The organism is Streptomyces sp. NBC_00442 (assembly GCF_036014195.1).
Classification (GTDB): Bacteria; Actinomycetota; Actinomycetes; order Streptomycetales; family Streptomycetaceae; genus Streptomyces.
On the sequence record NZ_CP107918.1, the window covers coordinates 7,327,458 to 7,346,781 of the forward strand.

14 protein-coding genes and 1 riboswitch are annotated in these 19,324 nt (G+C 72.1%); of the genes, 8 read left to right on the top strand and 6 right to left on the bottom strand.

The window, feature by feature from the left end; all coding sequences use genetic code 11:
- Positions 1-164: 164 nt before the first annotated feature.
- A riboswitch (cyclic di-AMP (ydaO/yuaA leader) is annotated at positions 165-349 on the top strand.
- Positions 350-351: 2 nt separating this feature from the next.
- From OG432_RS32970 to OG432_RS32990, 5 genes are all read left to right on the top strand, one after another.
- Positions 352-1,134 carry a LysM peptidoglycan-binding domain-containing protein gene (locus OG432_RS32970; RefSeq protein ID WP_328314617.1) on the top strand — a complete coding sequence of 261 codons (783 nt, stop codon included), beginning with the start codon at positions 352-354 and terminating at the stop codon, positions 1,132-1,134.
- A gap of 256 nt (positions 1,135-1,390) precedes the next feature.
- The gene (locus tag OG432_RS32975) at positions 1,391-1,834 is read left to right on the top strand and encodes an anti-sigma factor antagonist (RefSeq protein WP_328314618.1); all 444 of its coding nucleotides are present in this window, start codon (positions 1,391-1,393) and stop codon (positions 1,832-1,834) included.
- Between the two features lie 168 nt (positions 1,835-2,002).
- Positions 2,003-4,201: an eCIS core domain-containing protein gene (locus OG432_RS32980; RefSeq protein ID WP_328314619.1), complete on the top strand. Its 2,199-nt coding sequence runs from the start codon at positions 2,003-2,005 to the stop codon at positions 4,199-4,201.
- Positions 4,202-4,243: 42 nt separating this feature from the next.
- A complete protein-coding gene (locus OG432_RS32985) occupies positions 4,244-4,840 on the top strand; it encodes a dihydrofolate reductase family protein (RefSeq protein ID WP_328314620.1) in 597 nt (198 codons plus the stop codon).
- A gap of 40 nt (positions 4,841-4,880) precedes the next feature.
- Entirely contained in the window at positions 4,881-5,339 is a 459-nt protein-coding gene (locus OG432_RS32990; RefSeq protein ID WP_328314621.1) for a nucleoside deaminase, read from the top strand.
- Here the strand turns inward: OG432_RS32990 and OG432_RS32995 are convergent.
- On the bottom strand, positions 5,296-6,021 hold the full coding sequence (locus tag OG432_RS32995; protein WP_328314622.1) for an HAD family hydrolase: 726 nt from the start codon (positions 6,019-6,021) through the stop codon (positions 5,296-5,298). The genes OG432_RS32990 and OG432_RS32995 overlap by 44 nt on opposite strands.
- Positions 6,022-6,279: 258 nt before the next feature.
- On the opposite strand from OG432_RS32995, the gene OG432_RS33000 reads away from it, so the two are divergent.
- Positions 6,280-7,887 (top strand): adenosine deaminase, encoded by a 1,608-nt coding sequence (locus OG432_RS33000; protein ID WP_328314623.1) that lies wholly within the window; start codon positions 6,280-6,282, stop codon positions 7,885-7,887.
- 46 nt (positions 7,888-7,933) lie between these two features.
- Here OG432_RS33000 and OG432_RS34990 read toward each other — a convergent pair whose 3' ends face one another.
- The 5 genes from OG432_RS34990 to OG432_RS33025 form a co-directional block, all read right to left on the bottom strand.
- Positions 7,934-8,131: a hypothetical protein gene (locus OG432_RS34990; protein WP_443058513.1), complete on the bottom strand. Its 198-nt coding sequence runs from the start codon at positions 8,129-8,131 to the stop codon at positions 7,934-7,936.
- Positions 8,132-8,290: 159 nt separating this feature from the next.
- Entirely contained in the window at positions 8,291-8,905 is a 615-nt protein-coding gene (locus OG432_RS33010) for an ArsR/SmtB family transcription factor (RefSeq protein ID WP_328314624.1), read from the bottom strand.
- A gap of 57 nt (positions 8,906-8,962) precedes the next feature.
- Positions 8,963-11,074, bottom strand: a complete 2,112-nt coding sequence (locus tag OG432_RS33015) for a glycoside hydrolase (protein WP_328314625.1) — start codon at positions 11,072-11,074, stop codon at positions 8,963-8,965.
- A 179-nt stretch (positions 11,075-11,253) separates the two neighbouring features.
- Complete coding sequence (locus OG432_RS33020; RefSeq protein WP_328314626.1) at positions 11,254-13,893, bottom strand: fibronectin type III domain-containing protein; 2,640 nt, start codon at positions 13,891-13,893, stop codon at positions 11,254-11,256.
- A gap of 231 nt (positions 13,894-14,124) precedes the next feature.
- Positions 14,125-14,838: a PAS domain-containing protein gene (locus tag OG432_RS33025; RefSeq protein ID WP_328314627.1), complete on the bottom strand. Its 714-nt coding sequence runs from the start codon at positions 14,836-14,838 to the stop codon at positions 14,125-14,127.
- A 59-nt stretch (positions 14,839-14,897) separates the two neighbouring features.
- On the opposite strand from OG432_RS33025, the gene OG432_RS33030 reads away from it, so the two are divergent.
- Both OG432_RS33030 and OG432_RS33035 read left to right on the top strand, forming a co-directional pair.
- Positions 14,898-18,056, top strand: coding sequence for a cytochrome P450 (locus tag OG432_RS33030; RefSeq protein ID WP_328314628.1), 3,159 nt, complete (start codon positions 14,898-14,900; stop codon positions 18,054-18,056).
- 205 nt (positions 18,057-18,261) lie between these two features.
- Positions 18,262-19,191, top strand: coding sequence for an NADP-dependent oxidoreductase (locus tag OG432_RS33035; protein ID WP_328315344.1), 930 nt, complete (start codon positions 18,262-18,264; stop codon positions 19,189-19,191).
- The last annotated feature ends 133 nt before the right edge of the window (positions 19,192-19,324 follow it).

Here is a 19,324-nt window from a genome sequence, read left to right on the forward strand (position 1 = left end):
CAGGAAAGCTCCCCAGGGTCATTCGGGTTCATTTTCAAGAGAGTTGACGGATTCGGCGGGGGTGTCCCAGGGGCATGGATTTCCGTGGATCAATATTCCGGATCATGCGCAATGAATTCTGGCCTTGTTTCCGCTCGGCCCCTTCGTTTACGTTCACCGTCAATCCGGATGGAACGCCGAATCCTGCCACCGTCCGGTACCTCCCAGACACGTAGGGCAGGAGCGGGGGACCCAGGTAAGCCGCCGGTCCGGATTTCCGGAACGGCTGGGGTGAAGTCGCGTGCATCGCGGCCGGACATCTCCCGTCCGAACCCGACAGCTCACCTCGCAGGCGACGGAGAGGAAAAAACCATGCCTGCAAAGGGCAAGCACCGCCGCCCCAAGTCCCGCTCGTTCAGCCGGGGCCTCGCCGTCGCCGGTACGGGCGGCGCCGTACTCGCCATGCCGGTGATCGGCGCGACCACGGCCGCCGCCGCGCCCGCGTCGGTCCACACCGCCACGGTGGCGAGCGTCGCCGCGGCCGCCAAGTCGGTCACGGCGGTGAAGGCGGCTCCCCTGAGCTACGACGTCGTCTCGGGCGACTCGCTCTCCCGGATCGCCGACGCCCTCAAGGTGAGCGGTGGCTGGAAGCAGCTGTACCAGGACAACCGGAGCGTCATCGGCAGCAACCCCGCCGTGATCCGCCCCGGCATCAGGCTCACCGTCGGTGGCCCGGCCCCGGCCGCCGCCACGACCGCGCGCGACGCCTCGGCCGACCGGGCCGACCGCTCCGCGCGCCCGGCCACCCTCACCACGGCGAGCACGGCCTCCTACACCAACAACCTCGACGGCTGGATCAAGCAGTCGCTCGCCATCATGGCCCAGCAGGGCATCCCCGGCACCTACGACGGCATCTACCGCAACGTCATGCGGGAGTCCTCGGGCAACCCCATGGCGATCAACAACTGGGACTCCAACGCGGTGGCCGGAACCCCCTCCAAGGGACTCCTCCAGGTCATCCAGCCCACGTTCACCGCCTTCCACGTGCCCGGCACCTCCACGGACCTCTACGACCCGATCGCCAACATCACCGCGGCGTGCAACTACGCCGCCAAGACCTACGGCTCGATCGACAACGTCTTCGGCGCCTACTGAGCCCGCTGCCGCGGACCGAACACGCAAGACGGCCGGACGCCCTCGACGTGAGGAGGGCGTCCGGCCGTACCGTCGGGCCTCCGCGCGGCGGCGGCGCAACTTCGGTTCACCCGCCGGGATGAACAATCTCAAGGCTGCACGTTTCTGCAGGCGTGCTTGTTCCTAGGGTGGTAAGGCGTCACCCGGACCACGGTGACTGCCCGATTACCGTGCCCCCCCGCACCCCCCGGGGGCCCTTGCTGGACCGGGAGCTGCCATGGGAACCACCGCTCGGCCGTCCGTCTCGGCCCCCGTGCCGCTCCCGCCCGGCCTGCTTCCGGAGCGGTGCCGCCACGCCCGTACCCATCTGGTCCGGGGAGTCACGGTCGTCGAGGTCCACGGCACCGTCGACCTGGCCAGCGCCCCCGACGTACGGGTGCATCTCGACGCGGCCACCCAGCCGCCCGGCGCCCGCGTGGTCGTGGACCTGCGGCCCGTGGAATTCTTCGACTGTGCCGTCCTCACGCTGCTCTTCCGGGCGCACCGCAGGATCCGGGAGCGCGGCGGCCGGCTCGGCGTGGTGTGCGTACGGCCATGGCATCTGCGGGTGCTCGCCGCGGGTGGGCTCGACGCGCTGGTCCGTCCGGTCGCGACGGTCGAGGAGGCGGCGCTCACCGCGCCGTTCGCACCGCCCCCGGAGACCGACATCAATCACCGCTGAGGCGAATCCAGTTGGACGGGTCCGTGGCGCGGTGACGCTCTTCGCCCATCACACCGCGAGCGCCCCGTCGGTGCCCCTGCGGCTGCCCTTCCGTACCTTCACCGGCGTACCCCCACGGTGATATGCACGTACGGCCGGACATCGCGTCCCACCACCAAAGGGGTTCACGTGCACGCCCAGGACAGCCAGCAGGGCCGATCCGCCACGCCCGGCGGGCCCGTGCCGCGGGCGGGTGAGCGCGACGAGGCGGCACTACGGGGACCTGGCGGGGCGGCCGCGGGGTTCAGCCCCGCGCAGGTGCTCGCCCTCCAGCGGTCCGCCGGGAACGCCGCGGTGGCCGGACTTGTCGCCCAGCGTGCCGCGGCCGTGCGGTCCTCCGGCCACGATGTGCAGCGCTCCTCCGTCCACGACGTGCTGCGCGGGTCCGGTCAACCCCTGGCTTCGGAGGTGCGCGCCGACATGGAGAGCAGGCTCGGCGCCGACTTCGCGGACGTCCGGGTGCACAACGACGTCGCGGCGCAGCGCTCGGCGGCCGAGATCGGCGCCCGTGCCTACACCTCCGGAAGCCATGTCGTGGTGGGCCGGGGTGGTGCCGACCGCCATACCCTCGCCCACGAGCTCACCCATGTCATCCAGCAGCGCCAAGGACCCGTGGCCGGCACCGACACGGGCGGGGGCCTGAGCATGTCGGACCCTTCGGACGCCTTCGAGCGGGCGGCGGAGGCGAACGCCACGCGCGCGCTGTCCGAGCCCGCGGCCGGTGCCGAGGCGACGGCCGACCCGGTACAGCGGGCATGTGACGGGGCGTCGCACCCGCACCCGGCGGGCCCCGCCGTCGTACAGCGGGCCGTGGGATTCGAGTTCGAGGCACAGTGGAACGTCCGGCGGGTGGCCGATCCCGTGGCCGACACCGCGACCCATGAGCAACGGACCGCGGACAGGGAGCGGTTGCTCGATGCCAAGCTCCTCGCCCTGGCGATCAAACCCGAGGCGAAGCAACTCACCGACGAGGAGAAGGCGGAGTCGCCCGAGGCCCTCAGGGCGCGCTGGTTCGACGGGGCGTTCCTCACCGAGGCCGGTGAACGCCGCCTGGAGCAGACCGAGTTCAGGCGGGGCACCGCGCAGCGGGCGGCGTCCGAGATGAGCCTGATGATCTCCAGCCAGATTCCCGAGGCGCCCCTGCTCGGTGAGAACCTCGGCAAGGGGCGCGGGCCCGAGGGCGTGGTGGTGCGGGGCACCAAGTACGACCTGACCGCCGACGCCAGTCCCTCGGGCGGCTCTAACCTGGAGTGGGTGACCGACCCGTTGGACACGGTGGCCGAGGTCGGTTCCGTGCTCGACGGCATCACCGGCATGACCCGCTACCTCAACGGGCGTCAGAAGGACTCCTTCATCCCGTCGGAGGACGTCACGGCGGGAGGCGGCACCCCCGAGCCGCACCTGCGCATCTACCCCTTCCGCGGGGCGCTCTCGTTCGCCCCGCAGACCACCGCCGGGATGCGCCTCGACCGGCTGCCGGACCTGATCGGCTATCTGGCCGACAAGGAGGAGAAGCCGAAGTCCAAGTCCCTGGGCGGCGTGTTGAACAGCGTGCACGGGAAACTCACCCACGCCGGTGAGCGGCGTACGCAGGCACGCCGTGACCTCTTCGGCGGCGGGTTCGGTGCGCTGCCCGCGGCCAAGTCGGGAGCGGAGCGGGCGGTGGGGGAGTTCGGCGCGTCCCCTCCCGAGGGGCTCTCCCTGTCGAAGGGCGACATCGGCAGCCTGACGGGTCTGGTCATGCATCTCGGCGCCTACGTGCTGGAGGGCGAGGAGATGAAGGCGGGTGCCAACGCCAAGTCGATCGCGGGCGGCCTCATGGCCCGCACCGACTTCGCCCACACCTTCGGACTGCTGCCGCGTCCCGTGCAGGAGTACTTCCGCGCGCACCCCGATGGGTTCGCCGATCTGGTCCTGACCGCCGTCGACCGCGAGGGGAACAGGCCGCTGTTCGGGGCGCCGGTGGAGCGCGGCCTGGCGAACGACCGCACCCGGACGGCGATCGCGCTCACCCGGTCGAAGTGGCTCCGGACGGTGGCCCTCGGGCACGACCTCCTGAAGAACACCGAGCACCTGACTCCCGAGCAGCGGGACATGGCCGACGACGAGCCGGGAACGCAAGCCGTCCACAAGTCGCTCGGCGCGCTGGGCGACCAGGACAACAGCGTCACCGTGAAGAAGCAGGAGATCCAGCTGATGGTGGCCGAGCTGCGCCGCATGGAGGAGCGGGTCCCGGCCGAGAAACTGAAGCCCCTGGCCGTGGCCGCTTTCAAGTTGATCGAGCAGCTCAACCAAGGAAAGGACCTCAAGTACGCGAAGCGGGAGTAAGGCGTAAGGGCGTGCGCCACGGGGCGGCGTATCGTTTCGCGCGTGACTGCGAAGCGAAAGATCATCTTTGCCATGTCGGTCTCGCTCGACGGCTATTTCGAGGGGCCGGAACGACAGATCGACTGGCACCAGGTCGACGATGAACTGCACCAGCACTTCAACGACGAACTCCGCACCATGGGCGCCTTCCTGGAAGGCCGGGTCACGCACGAGCTCATGGCGCAGTTCTGGCCCACGGCCGACGCCGACCCGTCGGCTCCCGCGCCGGTGGCCGAATTCGCCGGGATCTGGCGGGAGATGCCGAAATTCGTGTTCTCGCGCACTCTCCAAGAGGCGGACTGGAACACCGTCGTCAAGCGTGAGGTCGTCGTGGAAGAGATCGAGGCGCTCACGGCGGAACCGGGCGGAGACCTCGCGCTGGGCGGCGCCGAGCTCGCGGCGGCCTTCCGGCGCCACGACCTCATCGACGAGTACCGCCTCTACGTCCACCCGGTCCTGCTCGGTGCGGGCAGGCCTCTGTTCGGCCCCGGGGATGCGGCCGCGGCCGGCGGCCCCCGCGAGCTGCGCCTCGTCGAGACCCGGACCTTCGGGAACGGCGTCGTGCTGCTGCGTCACCGACGGGCCCGGAACGCGGCGTGACCGGCGCCCGTGGACAACAGACGCGAGAGGGCGGCGGCACATGGAACTCCTGACACCGAAAACGGCCGGGCAATGGCTGACGACGGCCGTCGAAGAGGCGAGGGCGGGTCTCGCCGAGGGCGGCATTCCGATCGGCGCGGCGCTCTACGGCGCCGACGGCACGATCCTGGGGCGCGGTCACAATCGGCGCGTGCAGGACGACGATCCTTCCCTGCACGCGGAGACCGCCGCCTTCCGCAATGCGGGACGGCAGCGTTCCTATCGGGGCACGACCATGGTGACCACCCTGTCGCCGTGCTGGTATTGCAGCGGCCTGGTGCGGCAGTTCGGCATTTCGCGCGTAGTCGTGGGCGAGGACCGGACATTCCGCGGCGGCCAGGAATGGCTGGCCCGGCACGGGGTCGACATCGTGGTGCTCGACGATCAGGAATGCGTGGCCATGATGACCGAATTCATCACGACGCACCGCGCTGTGTGGAATGAGGACATCGGAGCGTGACGTGCGTGGTCAGTTCGCTGACGTGTCCGAGCGTGGCGATCGCCGCGGGCAGTGTGGCCGGACGCGGCCGCGAGGTGATGAGAACGGCCGACATGCCGAAGGCGTGCGGAGCGACGGCGTCGTTCTCCGGGTTGTCGCCGACGAACAGGATGTCCTCGGGCGGACAGCCCGCGGCCCGGGTCACCGCGGCGTAGAAGCGGGGATCCGGTTTACGCAGGCCGAGCGTGCTGGAGAGCACCAGCGCGCCGAAGCAGTCGGCGATCCCGGCCGCCCGCAGCGTCTGCAGGCGCACGGACCGCGGGCGGTCGGTGTTGGACGCCAGGACGCAGGACAGGCCGTTCGCGCACAGCGCCCGCAGCGCCTGCGCCGCCCGTGGGTCGACCCGGGCGTCGGGCACCGCGGTGAAGACCGCCTCGACCGCGAGTCGCAGGTCGGGGACCGAGGCGCCGCAGTCGTGGGCGGCGCGGCGCAGCCGGGTGGCGAAGGAGGTGCGTACCCCTCGTGCCTGGTCGGTCAGCCGGAAGCGGCGCGTGACACTGTCGAACCGGCTCGGAAAGGAGTCGGGGACCGTCGCCCCCGGCAGCGTGCGCAGCACGTCCGCGACCAGCCGGCCGTCCGGGGCCGGTCCGTGACCGGCCAGGGTGCCGACGAAATCGAGCGCGAGCACGCGTACCTGTGCCATGCGGACGTCCTTCTGCCGGGATGGGGCTGCCGGGATCGGGGCTCACCCTACTGACCCGGCCCGTGCGCAACGGGTTCATCCGGGTGCGTCGCCGCACGGCGTCGGACCGCGCCGCATGCGCCACCCGGCAGGTGCGGATCACGCGTGCGCCGGGCCCGGCGAGGGAGGAAGGACCGCGCGGGCCTCCCATGGTGTGATGCCGCGTGGACATGACGTCACGCGAACGACGTCGCGCGAACGAGGAGAGAGGGACCGGCCATGGGGAAGTGGCACGCAAGCCGATGGCCCGCGGTGGCGGTTCTGACGGCGCTCGGCCTCGCCGCTCAGGTGCTGCCCGCGGCCGCCGCCCCACCCCCGCAAGGCACTCAGGACGCTGAACAGGCCTACGTTCAGGACTACTTGGGGCGCATCGCGGACTCGCCGAGCCAGCTGCGGCGGTTCCTGGCGGACATGCCCAAGGGGGGCGACCTCCACCACCACCTGGGAGGCGCGGTACGTGCCGAGTCGCTGATCGGGTACGCCGCGCACGACGGGAAGTGCATCGACACGACGACCCATGTCGTCACACCGGGGCCGCGGCCCTGCGCGGCGGGCCAACGCCCGGCGGCGGACGCCGTGCCACCCGGGCCGTTCCGGCGCGACGTGGTCCGGGCGTGGTCGATGGACGGGTTCGTCCTGCCGCCCGACGAAGATCCGCAGCCAGGACACGACCACTTCTTCGGAGCGTTCGGCAAGTTCGCCGAGGCCGCGACCGGTCACGACGCGGACATGCTCGCCGAAGTGGCCCGCGCCGCGGCGGCCGAGCACAGCGGCTACCTGGAGACGCTCGTCACCCCCGAGGCCGGGACACTGAACCGGCTCGTCGACCGCATGCGCCTCAAGGATCCCGGCGCCGGCGACCTCGCGGCGTTCCGCTCCACCCTGACCGCGGACCCCCGGTTCGAGGCGCTGGTCCGGCAGGCCGCCGCCGACACCGGCCGCGGCATGCGCGACCACCGCACACTGCTCGGCTGCGGGAGCGATCCCGTTCCGCAGGCCTGCGCGGTCGCGATCCGCTTCGACTACCAGGTGCTGCGCGCCCAGGACCCCCGCTACGTCTTCGCCCAGCAGATCCTCGGCTTCGAGCTCGTACGCCGACGGCTCGGCGGGTTCGTCGGGGTGAACATGGTCCAGCCGGAGGACGCGCCGATCGCGCTGCGGGACTACAGCCTGCACATGAACATGGTCGGCTACCTCAAGTCCCGCTCCCCCCGGGTGCGGGTCAGCCTGCATGCGGGTGAACTGACCGAAGGCCTGGGCGGGGTCGACGGCCACGATCTGAGCTTCCACATCGACGAGGCCGTCCGGGTGGCCGGAGCCGACCGCATCGGACACGGTGTGGACCTCGCCCACGAGCAGGACCCCGCAGCACTGACCGCCCGGATGCGCCGGCAGCACATCCTCGTCGAGGCACCCCTCATCAGCAACGCGCAGATCCTGCGCGTCACCGGCGACAGGCATCCGCTGCACACCTACCTGGATCGCGGCGTCCCGGTCGCCCTCGCCACCGACGACCCGGGCGTCAGCCGCACCGACCTGACCGCGGTCTTCCAACAGGGCGTCACAGACCAGGAGTTGAACGTCGTGCAGCTGCGGACCCTGGCGCGCGCCTCGCTGGACCACGCGTTCGTGGAGGGCCGCGACCTGTGGAGGGAGCGGGACCAGTACGACGCGTACGCGCAGCCGTGCACCCAGGACACCCCCGACTCCCACCGGCCGCCGAGCCGTACCTGCCGTGCGTTCCTCGCCGCCAGCCCCAAGGCGGCGCTTCAGTGGAGTCTGGAGGCCGACTGGCGGGACTTCGAGAACCGGTACGCACGCGCCTGAGGCGGTCGCGGGGCGCCGCCGGGTCACCGGTGGCGTTCGTGCGCGGTCACCGCGAACAAGCTTCGGCCGTGCGGATGTCGGCCCGCCGCAGTGCCGGAGCGCAGGCGCCGACCACGACGGCCAGCAGGCAGACCGAGCCGCAGCCGGCGAAGAACGCGGAGGCCCCCCACCGCGCGACGACGACGCCGCCACCGAGCATGAACAGCGCCCGGGGGAGCGCGCCGGCGGCCATCACCAGGCCCATCTGCGAAGGAACCCGCGACGCGGGTGGCGGTCCAGGTCAGGGCGAGGAAGTACACGAGGTCGCCGGTGACCGACGCGGTGTGGGCGCCGAACCGGCGCAGGACGTTGGCGTCCCGGTGAGCGGGTGGCGCGGACGCGGGCGGGGCTATGCCGTGGGCCGTCATGCCTCACCCGGACCGAGCGGCATCGTGCCGGGCACCGGGAACGCCTGCAGTTTCACCGACACCGTGGCGGAGCCCTCGGGGGACAGGGGCTCGCTCCCGCGGTAGCGGTCGATCACGTCGAATATCTCGGTTCTCATCCGGGCGAGGTCCTGCGGGGTGATCCGCAGGAGGAAGTCGCTGTAGGCGCTGGCGCCGAACCAGTCGTCGGGGAGCCGGGTGATCTCCTGCGCCGCCCGGGTGAGGTGCTCGGCGTAGGCGAGCGCGAGCGCCTGCACGTAGGCCCGGCCGGCTTCCCGCTGCTCCGGCGGTGCGGTGGCCGGATCGTGGATCGACTGGCGGTGGGCGGCTCTCCACCACCGCTCACGTCCGGTGCCGCGCTCCCGCTCTTCCTCGATCAGCCCTCCGGCCGCCAGCCGCCTCAAGTGGTAGCTGGCCGCACCGGGGTTGATGCCCAGTTCGCCGGCGACGCGCGTTGCCGTCGACGGGCCGTGCCGGCGAAGGATCGCGAGGACCTGGAGGCGCAACGGGTGGGCGAGGACGCGCAGGGCGGCCGTGCCGAGCAGCACGTCCTCTCGCGCGGCTCCGGACGATGGCGCGGGCGGGGTCGTCATGGCGTCGAGAGCAAACCCACAACAGATGTTTCAAAAGAGTTGTTGTGAGGGCCCTGCCTACGACACCACCTTCGCCGGGCACAGGCGGTGCGGCGTGCCGCCCTTCAGGGTCGCGTCCACGCAGCCGCCGGGGAGCCCGGCACGGGTGGTGGCGCCGAAGTTGGCCGTGACGGTCAGGACGCCGTCGCCGAACACGGTCCGCTGCACGGCGCGGTCGGCCGTCAGCCAGGCGAACGACGTCAGCTCCCGGGTGCCCGCCGCCTGGTGCAGTGGAGCGAAGTATCGCTGGAGGGCGGCCAGTTCACGCAGGTTCTGCTCGTTGCGCGGATCCTCGTCGCTGAGCGCGAAGTTCAGCGGAGTGTTGTAGAGCATCGCCAGCAGGGCCCTGGTCGTCTTCTGCTCCGGCAGCTTGCCGAAGGGCAGCTCCCAGCGCTCCACATTGACCAGCGAGCCGTGCAGGGCGGTCTCGTACAGCGGAACCCGGTAGGCCGGGTCGTACATCGCCGTGAGGGCGTCGGCCACCGCCGCCCGGTGCTCGGGCTCGAAGTCGCCCACCCGGACCGGCTTGAAGAAGGTGTCGGGGGCCGCCGCGGGGCTGTAGCCGCCCCAGGCGGTGTCGTCCTTGGGCCGGTCGGGCGCGGTGTCGAAGTGCCCGGTCTCCATCGGCCACAACCGCCCGTCGACGACGGTGGCGGAACCGTGGTCGAAGGCCAGCACCTGATTGGCCCAGGAACCTGCCGCCTCCGAACCGAGCACCAGCGGAGCGCGCCGCGCGGCCGCCGGATCGTAGGTGCCGACGCTCAGGCGCCGCATCCGCGCCAGCCGGTTGGCCCGGTCCTGCGCCATCGTCATGGGGTGGGCGGCGTCGTGGTCGTGGAAGAGCTCGCCGGCGGCGTCCACGTCGAGGAAGTAGCTGCTCGCACCGCCCGCCACCAGGGAACGTGTGCGGTCGGCCAGGTAGTGCCGCTGGGGCTCGGCCTGTTCGAAGGCCTGCGAGCTGAGATAGCAGCCCTGCTGGTGAAAGCCCGGCTGGGGCGTGCCGTCGGCCCTGCGTACGCAGAAGGACGGGTAGACCCCGCCGGGCCACACCGAGTTCGGGGGAGTGTCCGGGCCCTTCTCGCGTCCGTTCGCGAACGAGTCGTAGGGCCCCACCAGATAGCCGGCCCGCCGCGCCGCCGCGATGTCCTCGCTCCTCATGGGCGCGTCGTCGGCGTCGTAACCGACCCAGAGCCGGGAAACGCCCAGGGAGGCGAGGTGTTCCACGGCCGGCGCGCGGCGGGCTCCGCCCCAGGCGTAGGCATGGAACGCGCCGAGCAGCTTGCCCGTCTCGGGGTTCTCGCGGATCTTCTCGGCGAGGCTGCCGAGCATGCCGTGTTCGGACAGCCAGCGCCGGTAGTCGACGGCGGGAGCGATCGCCGAACCGTCGGTGAGGGCGAAGGCGACGGTGTAGTCACCGGTCGCCCCGGCCCGCGAGAACGAGTGCTCGGCCGTGGTGCGCAGGCGCCCGCCCCGGGAGGCGTACGCCAGTGACGTACCGATGTCGGTGGGGGTGAGATAACTGACGCCGTGGCCGCCGCGCAGCGCGTAGCCCCACACGGGGAGCGTGAGCTGGGAGGTCATGTCCTCAGTGGAGCCCGCCAGTTGGCCGCGCGAGGAGTTCCAGAAGGAGTCGGCGACCGGCAGTGAGAGGCCCTCGCCGCGCGGGAGTTGGAGGGAGACGGCGGCCGGATCGGCGCCCGTGACGGGCCAGGCCAGGGTGGCGTCACGGTCCGAGGTCATCGCGACGAGCAGCCTGCCGCGCTCGACACGGGCCTCGACGTGCAGGCCCCGGCCCGGGTAGGACCACTGGGCTCCCCGCTCCGACCGGGTCACGTCGCCGGGGCGGCCCAGATCGCCGGTGGCCGGGTCCGACACCCGCAGGGTACGGCCGTCGTGGGTACGCGCGTCGATCCCGAGTGTGGCGGGGTCGATGGTGGCCATGCCGCCGTCCACTGGCAGATCCACCCGCCCGTCATGGATCCGCACCCCCGCGGCGCCGGCGGTCACGGCAGAGGCGGCGGGAGTCGGGCCGCCCGCGAGGGCGGCGGTGACGGCGACGGCAAGAAGGGAGCGCCGGGCACGGCGGCGGACCGGGCGCGCGCCGGGGGAGTTCCCCGTGGTGGTGTCCATGGCGCAGTGATAACGAAGAGTTGTAAGAGCGCTCTAAGAACACGCCCAGACCGGCCGGATCACCGGAGCCCCGACCGTGATGGGGGGAGCCCTGCGCGGCCACCCGACCGGGCGCCCGCGCAGGGCCGTTGGGATGCCCGCGGGCCTGGCGGGACCCCGGGCGTCGCAGGCCGTACGGCTCAGCCGAGGGGCACGGCCGAGGCCAAGTCCCTTTGCCGCTCGGTCAGACGGCCGTCCTCGGACGGGGACCTCACCGCCTGGTCCGACGCCGACGGACGACTGCCCGCGGAGGGCGGGGGCTGGGATCCGCCGGTCGAAGGAGGCGCCGGAACGGAGACACAGCTGGACCGGCCCGATTCCAGCGCGCCGTTGATCGCGCTGACGCAGAACTCGAAGTTCCAGGCGCCCGGGAACAGGAACGCGACCTGCCGGTCGGGGTTGTCGAAGAAGTCCTCGTCCGTCTTGTAGGTCTGCCCCGGGTCGTTGATGTTGCGCCACCACACCCGGTACCCGGCGGCCTGCGGTGAGCCCTGCCAGTTCAGCTGGACGGTCGTGTCGTCGAGGGACCTGATGGTCACGTTCGCAGGCACGGCCGGTGTCCCCGCGCCGATGGTCACGGACCGCGCCACACCGGGCATGCCGCCGCCCGCCTTGTTCCAGGTCGCGAGCGCGACGAGGTAGTGGTGGCCCGGCGTGAGCCCGTCGATGTGCACGGACGTTCCCCGGACGGCCGTGCCGCCGATGTACGCCCCGGGCACGTCCCTGTCCCAGGTGATGATCTGGTACCGGTCGATGCTGTCGGTGCCCGTGCCCTTCGCCGCGTCCCACGACACGTCGACGCCGGTGGACGTCGCACGCGTGACGATGTTCCCGGGGGCGGCGGCGGTCTGGGGATGCGCGGTCGCGCTGGTCATGGACCAGGCCGACGTGCCGTCGGTCTTGTTGTCGGTGCGGACCTGGTACTCCCAGGTCCAGCCGTCCGCGGTCCAGGTGGTGTCGTACCGGTTCGTCGGCACCGTCACCTCCGTCCAGTCCGTGGCGCCGACGACCCGGTAGCGGACGGTGTAGCCGCGGGCCCCGAACACGGGATTCCACGTCACCGCGATGCCGCTGGGAACGGCCTGCGCCGTGAGCCCCGACACCGGCGGGGCCGGACGCCCGGGGAAGGAGGCGATGCCGCTCGGCGTGGACCGGCCGATACCGAACTGCTCGTTGAGGGTGCGAGCGTAGGCATAGGCGATCTGGTACTCGCCCGTCGCATTGGGGTGCAGGCCGTCGTAGCCGGCGGAGCACGACTGGGGTGAGCAGCTGTAGGAGCCCGCCCAGTCGACGAGCTTCACGGGGGAGGCCGAGGTGCTCCACGCCGGGATGGCGTTCTTCAGCAGGGCGTTGTACTGGTTGGTCTTGTCGACCAGGTCCTGGCGGCCGTTGATGAACAGGCGCTGCGGCACGTTCGCCACGGCCATCTTGACGTCCGGCTTCGCGGCGCGGGCCCGGTCGACCAGGGTCTTCATGCTGTCCAGGGTGCCGTTCGCATCGCTGACGAACCAGCCCATGTCGTTGAACCCGAGGCCGAAGAGGATCAGGTCCGGCTTGTACTGCGCGACCATGGGACCGATCAGGTCCTTGTCCTGGGCGGCCTGGCGCCCCCACACGGCGAAGTGGTCACTGTCGAAGTTCGGCGGAACGCCCGGGGCATAGGCGCCGGAGACGGGCGGGGGCGTGGCCGAGGGGTTCTGGATCTCTCCCTGCAGCGGGGGCGGCGCCGGCGGGCCGGCCGGGTCGGGCTGCTTGGTCCCCTTGTACGGGCCGACGAAGTCGACGTTGACGCTCTGGTCCTGGAACCACTGCCACAGCCGATAGCGCCAGGTCCAGTCGCCCTCCATGCCCTCGGTCATGGAATCACCCACGACCATGACGCGCAGCGGGTGAGTGTCCGTCGTCGTCGGCGGTGGCCCCCACTCGGCGATCCCGTCCGGGAGCATGTCGGCCATGTCCCGCAGCACTTCGGCGATCCACCCTCCCGCGGCCTCGGCCCACGAGCTCAACTGTGCCTTGACCGACCCGGCGATGAGGGACAGAACACCGGGGAACTCACGCTTCAGCCATGCGATGAGACGGTCGCGCGCGGTGGGCCACACGGCGGCCTTGAGCGCGTTGAGGAACGTCTTGGCGATGGCCTTCGGGTCCGAGAGCTCATGATTGAAGTACTGCGTCGTCAGGCCCCTGATCAGGGATCCGGTGAACCGTCCGATCACGGGGCACATGAGGGCGGCCTCCGGGAGGGCCCAGAAGCAGCCCGCCGTGGTGAGGTACTTCGCCAGATACCCCGCGGCCATCGCGAAGAAGTACTGCTTCCAGCTCTCGGCCGTCCGCACCTCCGCGGCGGGGACGGTGAGGGACAGGCCGGTGTTCCCGACCATGTTCACGGTGCCGTCGAAGTCCACCCAGTGCGTGTCGTCGTCGTTGATGCCGCCCAGGTCCTCGTCGACCGCCTGCCGGATCGTGTCGCTCAGGCGGCCCTGATGCCCCTCCTCGTCGAACTGACGCTGCATGACCTGAGGGTCGTAGGGAGTGCCCGTGTCGAGGGTGACCGTGAGGTCGCCGTTGGCCTGCGTGACCAGCGAGGAGCGGGCCAGGCCGGCCCCGGAGAGCGCGTCCTGGGCGCTCCCCTGCGCCGCGGGCCGCGCGGGCGCCGCGGCGGCCGCCGGTCCTGCGGTGCCGGCCAGCAGCGCGAGTGAGACGATCAGGACCACCAGGGTGTGCGCCCGTAGGACCGCCCGTCTGTACCGCTTGCTTCGCGTTCTCCACTTCGGCATGTCGCCGTCCGCCCCTTCCGGTTCGCCGCCCGCCGTATGCGGGTGGCGTACGGCACGCGAATCCATGTGCCGCACACGCAAGACAGGCAGAGCATCGACACGGTTGTGTGCACGGGGAGACGAAAACACGCAAGGAGCGCTCCGGGCCGGCGTCGCCAACTCGGCCTCGTGGCGCGGCGGGTGACGCGGACGGCCGGCCGCACGTGGAAGACGGCAGCGGACGGGCGGCCGTCAGGGCGTGGTGACGCCGTCCGCCGTCGCCGGGGGCCAGTGGCCGGGGGCGAGGACGCCCAGTGCGTACGCCTTGGCCACCAGAGCCGTCCGCCCCTGCACGCGCCAGCGCTGGGAGAGCCGCGCCAGGTGGTAGTTGACGCCGTCGACGGTCAGACCGAGGTCCTTGCCGATGACGGCCGTGGTCGCCCCGGACGCCGCGAGGGCCAGGATGCGGGCCTGCGCCTCGCTCACCGCACCGCGCGGCGCGGGTGGCTCGGGATGCTCCTGGCGGACGTACAGCATGGCGAGGAGCACCGGCGGCGGCCCGGGAGCCCCCATGATCGGGTCGATGGTGAACTCGCCGTGGCGCTCGGCGCCGTCGGAGCCCGCACGCCAGGTCACCTCGATGGGATAACGGGACGTGCGCCCCGCACGCAGCGCCCTGACCAGACGCTCGATCTGGTCCTCCGAGCGCGGCGTGAACAGCTCGCGCAGCGAACGTCCCCGCAGCCGGCCGGGGGCGGTGCCCCACTCGGCGGCCATCGCGGGATTGGCGACGTGCACCTCGCCGTCGATCCGGCACAGCGCGATCGGCATGGGGATGCGGTCGAACAGGTTCAGGAAGTGGTTGCGCCAGGTGCTGATGTCCTCCACCGCCGCCTGCTCGTCGACCATGCCGGCTGCCACCGCCCCTTCCAGGTCCGTCCGCAAGTACCGGACGCGAGAAACCACTGCACAATCATGCAGTCCAGCGCTCCGGGGCAGCACACCGGGCGGGTGAGGCTGGAACCATGACGGACACGATCCTGATCCCCAGCGCAGCACGTCCCGCCGACGACGGCGCAGTCCCCCTCGTGGACATCACGGCCCGAGGGCTCGGCGAAACGCCCATCCAGCAGGCCATGGAGCTGGCCCGGTCCTACGGGCCGTTGTTCCGCCGGCGTCTGGGCGAGCACGAGCACTATTTCGCCAGTTCGCTCGACCTGGTCACCGAACTCGCCGACGAGACCCGCTTCTCCAAGGGCATCTCGAAGGCCCTCGACCACGTACGCGAGTTCACCGGTGACGGGCTGTTCACCGCCTACAACGACGAGTCGAACTGGGCCAAGGCGCACGACATCCTGATGCCGGCCTTCGCGCTCGGCTCGATGCGCACCTACCACCCGGCGATGCTGCGCGTCGCACGCCGCGTCATGGAGAGCTGGGACCGGCGGGCGGCGCTCGGTTCGGCGGTCGACGTCGCCGACGACATGACGCGCATGACCCTGGACACCATCGGCCTCGCCGGGTTCGGCTTCGACTTCGACTCGTTCGGACGGGCCACCCCCCACCCCTTCGTCGAGGCCATGGTGCGCTGCCTGGAGTGGAGCATGCGCCGGCTCGGCCGCGCCCCCGACGCCGACCACAGCGAGCAGGACGCACGGTTCGAACGGGACTCCGCCTACCTCGCCTCCGTGGTCGACGAGGTCATCGCCACCCGCACCGGAAGCGGGGACACCTCCGCCGACGACCTGCTCGGCCTGATGCTGGGCACCACGCACCCGGGCGACGGCACCACCCTGGACACGGCCAACATCCGCAACCAGGTCATCACCTTCCTCATCGCGGGACACGAGACCACATCGGGCACCCTGTCCTTCGCGCTCCACCACCTGCTCAAGGACCCGACCGCGCTGCGGCTCGTCCAGCGCGAGGCCGACGAACTGTGGGGCGACACCACGGACCCCGACCCGTCCTTCGAGGACATCGGCAAGCTGCGCTTCACCCGCCAGGTGCTGAGCGAGACGCTGCGCCTGTGGCCGACGGCCGCCGCCTTCACCCGGCAGGCCCGCGAGGACACCCTGCTCGGCGGCCGTCTCGCGCTGCGCGCGGGCGACCTGGTCACCGTGCTCACGCCGATGCTGCACCGCGACCCCGTCTGGGGCGACAACCCGGAGCTCTTCGACCCCGCGCGCTTCACACCCGAGGCGGAGGCGGCTCGTTCGCCGCACGCCTACAAGCCGTTCGGCACCGGTGAACGGGCCTGCATCGGGCGGCAGTTCGCGCTGCACGAGGCGACGATGCTGCTCGCGCTGCTCGCCCACCGCTACCGCTTCGTGGACTCGGCCGACTACCGGCTGCGCATCAAGGAGACGCTCACCCTCAAGCCCGACGGGTTCACCCTCTCCCCGATCCCGCGCACCCCCGCCGACCGGGCCCTCGACCGGGCCGCGCTGCCCGGCACGCACGGCTCCGCGGCGCGCGGCACCGCCGATGCCGCGCCGGCCCTGCCCGCCCGGGTCCGCCGGGGCACCGGTCTGCTGCTCCTGCACGGCACGAACTACGGCACGTGCCGCGAGTTCGCCGAGCGCCTCGCCGCCGAGGCCACCGCCCTGGGCCTCACCGCCGGGGTCGCCCCGCTCGACGCCCACGCGGGCGCGCTGCCCCGAGACCGGCCCGTCGTCATCGTGGCCGCCTCCTACAACGGACAGCCGACCGACGACGCGGCACGGTTCGTCCGCTGGACCGAGCAGGCGGAGCCCGGCGCGGCCGACGGCGTGCCGTACGCCGTGCTCGGCGTCGGGGACCGCAACTGGACCGCCACCTACCAGCGCGTGCCCACCCTCATCGACGAACGCCTCGCCGCCCTCGGCGGTGAGCGGCTCCTGCCCCGCGCCGAAGCCGACGCCTCCGGTGAACTCGCGGGTAAAGTAAGGGAGTTCGCGCACAGCCTGCGGGTGGCGCTGCTCGAACGGTACGGCGACCCCGACAGCGTAGGCGCCGCCACGGCGACCGCCGAGGCCGCGTACACCGTCACCGAGATCACCGGCGGGCCCCGGGAGGCCCTGGCCGCGCGGCACGGCCTGACGGAGATGACCGTCACCGAGGCCCGCGACCTGACGAAGCCCGGCCACCCGCGCCCCAAGCGCTTCCTGCGCCTGGCCCTGCCCGACGGCGTCGACTACCGCACCGCCGACCACCTCGCCGTGCTGCCCGCCAACGCGCCCGCGGTCGTGGCCCGCGCCGCCGCAGCCCTCGGCGTCGACCCCGACACCCTGGTGAACATCCACGCCCATGGCTCGGCGGCCGACACGCTGCCCGTCGACCGCCCGCTGTCGGTGCGCGAACTCCTCACGCACTACGTGGAGTTGGGTAACAGGCCGAGCGCGGAACAGATCACCCTGCTCGCCGCCCACAACCCCTGCCCGCCCGAGCGTGCCGCCCTCGAAGGCCTCACGGCCGACGACCCGCGCCCCCTCCTCGGGCTCATCGAGGACCATCCCGCACTGCGGGGCGCCCTCGACTGGCCCACCATCCTGAAGCTGCTGCCCCCGCTGCGTCCCCGCCAGTACTCCGTGTCCTCCTCGCCCGCCCGCGACCCGCGGCACGCCGAGCTGATGGTCGCGCTCAACCCCGGTGGGACCGGCTCCGGCCATCTGCACTCGCTGCGGCCCGGTGACACGGTGCTCGCCCGCGTCCAGCCCTGCCGCGACGTCTTCCGCATCGCGCCCAACGCGCCGGAACCCGTCATCATGATCGCCGCTGGCACGGGCCTGGCTCCCTTCCGCGGAGCCGTCGCCGACCTCCTGACGCGTCGTCAACCCACCCCTGCCGTCCTGTACTTCGGCTGCGACGCGCCCGAGGTCGATTTCCTCCACGCCGACGAACTCCGCGCCGCCGAACGGGCCGGCGCCCTCTCGCTGCGACCCGCCTTCAGCGCCCCCGCCGACGGCGCCGGCCGCTTCGTGCAGCACCGCATCGCCGCCGAGGCGGACGACCTCTGGCCGCTCCTCCAAGCGGGCGCGCGGGTGTACGTGTGCGGCGACGGCGCCCGCATGGCGCCGGGCGTGCGCGCCGCGTTCCGCGAGATGTACGCGGGGCGCACGGGGGCTTCGGCGGCGGACGCCGAAGCCTGGCTGGGCCGGCTGACCGCCGAGGGCCGGTACGTGGAGGACGTCTACGCGGGCTGAGCCCCGGGCCGCGTTCCCGGCCGCCATCCCGCGGCAGGTCCGGCAGGGTCCGGCCGGTCCGGCCGTCCGGGGGGCGGGCCCGCGCGGCGGGCACCAGAATCGTAGGGACCAGGGAGGCCGGCCGCCGTGCGGGCCTCCCCGCCACCTCGACGTCGGGAGAGAGCACGCGATGCCCACCAGCTCCGCAAGCACCGAGAAGAGCACCATGAAGGCCATGACGTACACCGGGTACGGGGACAACTCCGTGCTCGGCCTCACCGAGCAGCCCCTGCCGAAGGTGGGCCCAGGCGAGGTGCTCGTACGGGTGCGCTGCGCGGCCGTCAACCCGGTCGACTGGAAGATCATGTCCGGCGGCCTCGACGGCATGATGGACACCGTCTTCCCGGTCGTCCCGGGCTGGGACGTCGCCGGGGTCGTGGAGCGCGTCGGCATCGACACCCCGGAGTGGAAGGAGGGCGACGAGGTCTACGCCTACGCCCGCAAGGACTACGTCCACGGCGGCACCTTCGCCGAGTTCGTGACCGTGCCCGTGCGGGCTCTCGCACGCCGCCCGAAGTCGCTGAGCTGGGAGGAGTCCGCCGGTGTTCCCCTGGCGGGGCTCACCGCCCAGCAGACCCTGACCCGGCTCGGCACCGGCAAGGGCGACACCGTCCTGGTGCACGGCGCCGCGGGCGGCGTCGGCACGTTCGGCGTACAGATCGCGCGGGCCCTGGGCGCGCGGGTCATCGGCACCGCGTCGGAGCGCAACCACGACCGGCTGCGCGAACTCGGCGCCGAGCCCGTGACCTACGGCGACGGCGCCGCCGAGCGCATCCGGGCCCTTGCCCCCGACGGCGTGGACGTCGTCGTCGACTACGTCGGCGGGGTCCTCGACACCACCCGGGCCGTCCTGCGCGACGGCGGCCGCCACGCCTCCATCGCCGACCCCTCGGTCATGGAGGCGGGCGGTCAGTGGATGTGGGTACGCCCCGACGGGGCCGGCCTCGACACGCTCGCCGGCCTCGCGGACGCGGGGCAGCTCAAGGTCCCGGTCGCCGAGACGTTCCCCCTGGAGCGCCTGGCGGACGCGTTCGAACTCAGCCAGACGGGCCACGCCCACGGCAAGATCGTCATCCGGGTCGGCGGGGACGCCTGACCTTCGCGGCCCGGAGACCGAACCGGCGACGTGCCGGTGAACGCGGGCACGAATCCGGACGCGCGGCCCCGCGGCTGCGCGTCCGGCCGTCACCGGGTGCCTAGCATGGGCGGCGTCGACCTCCCGCCGACCC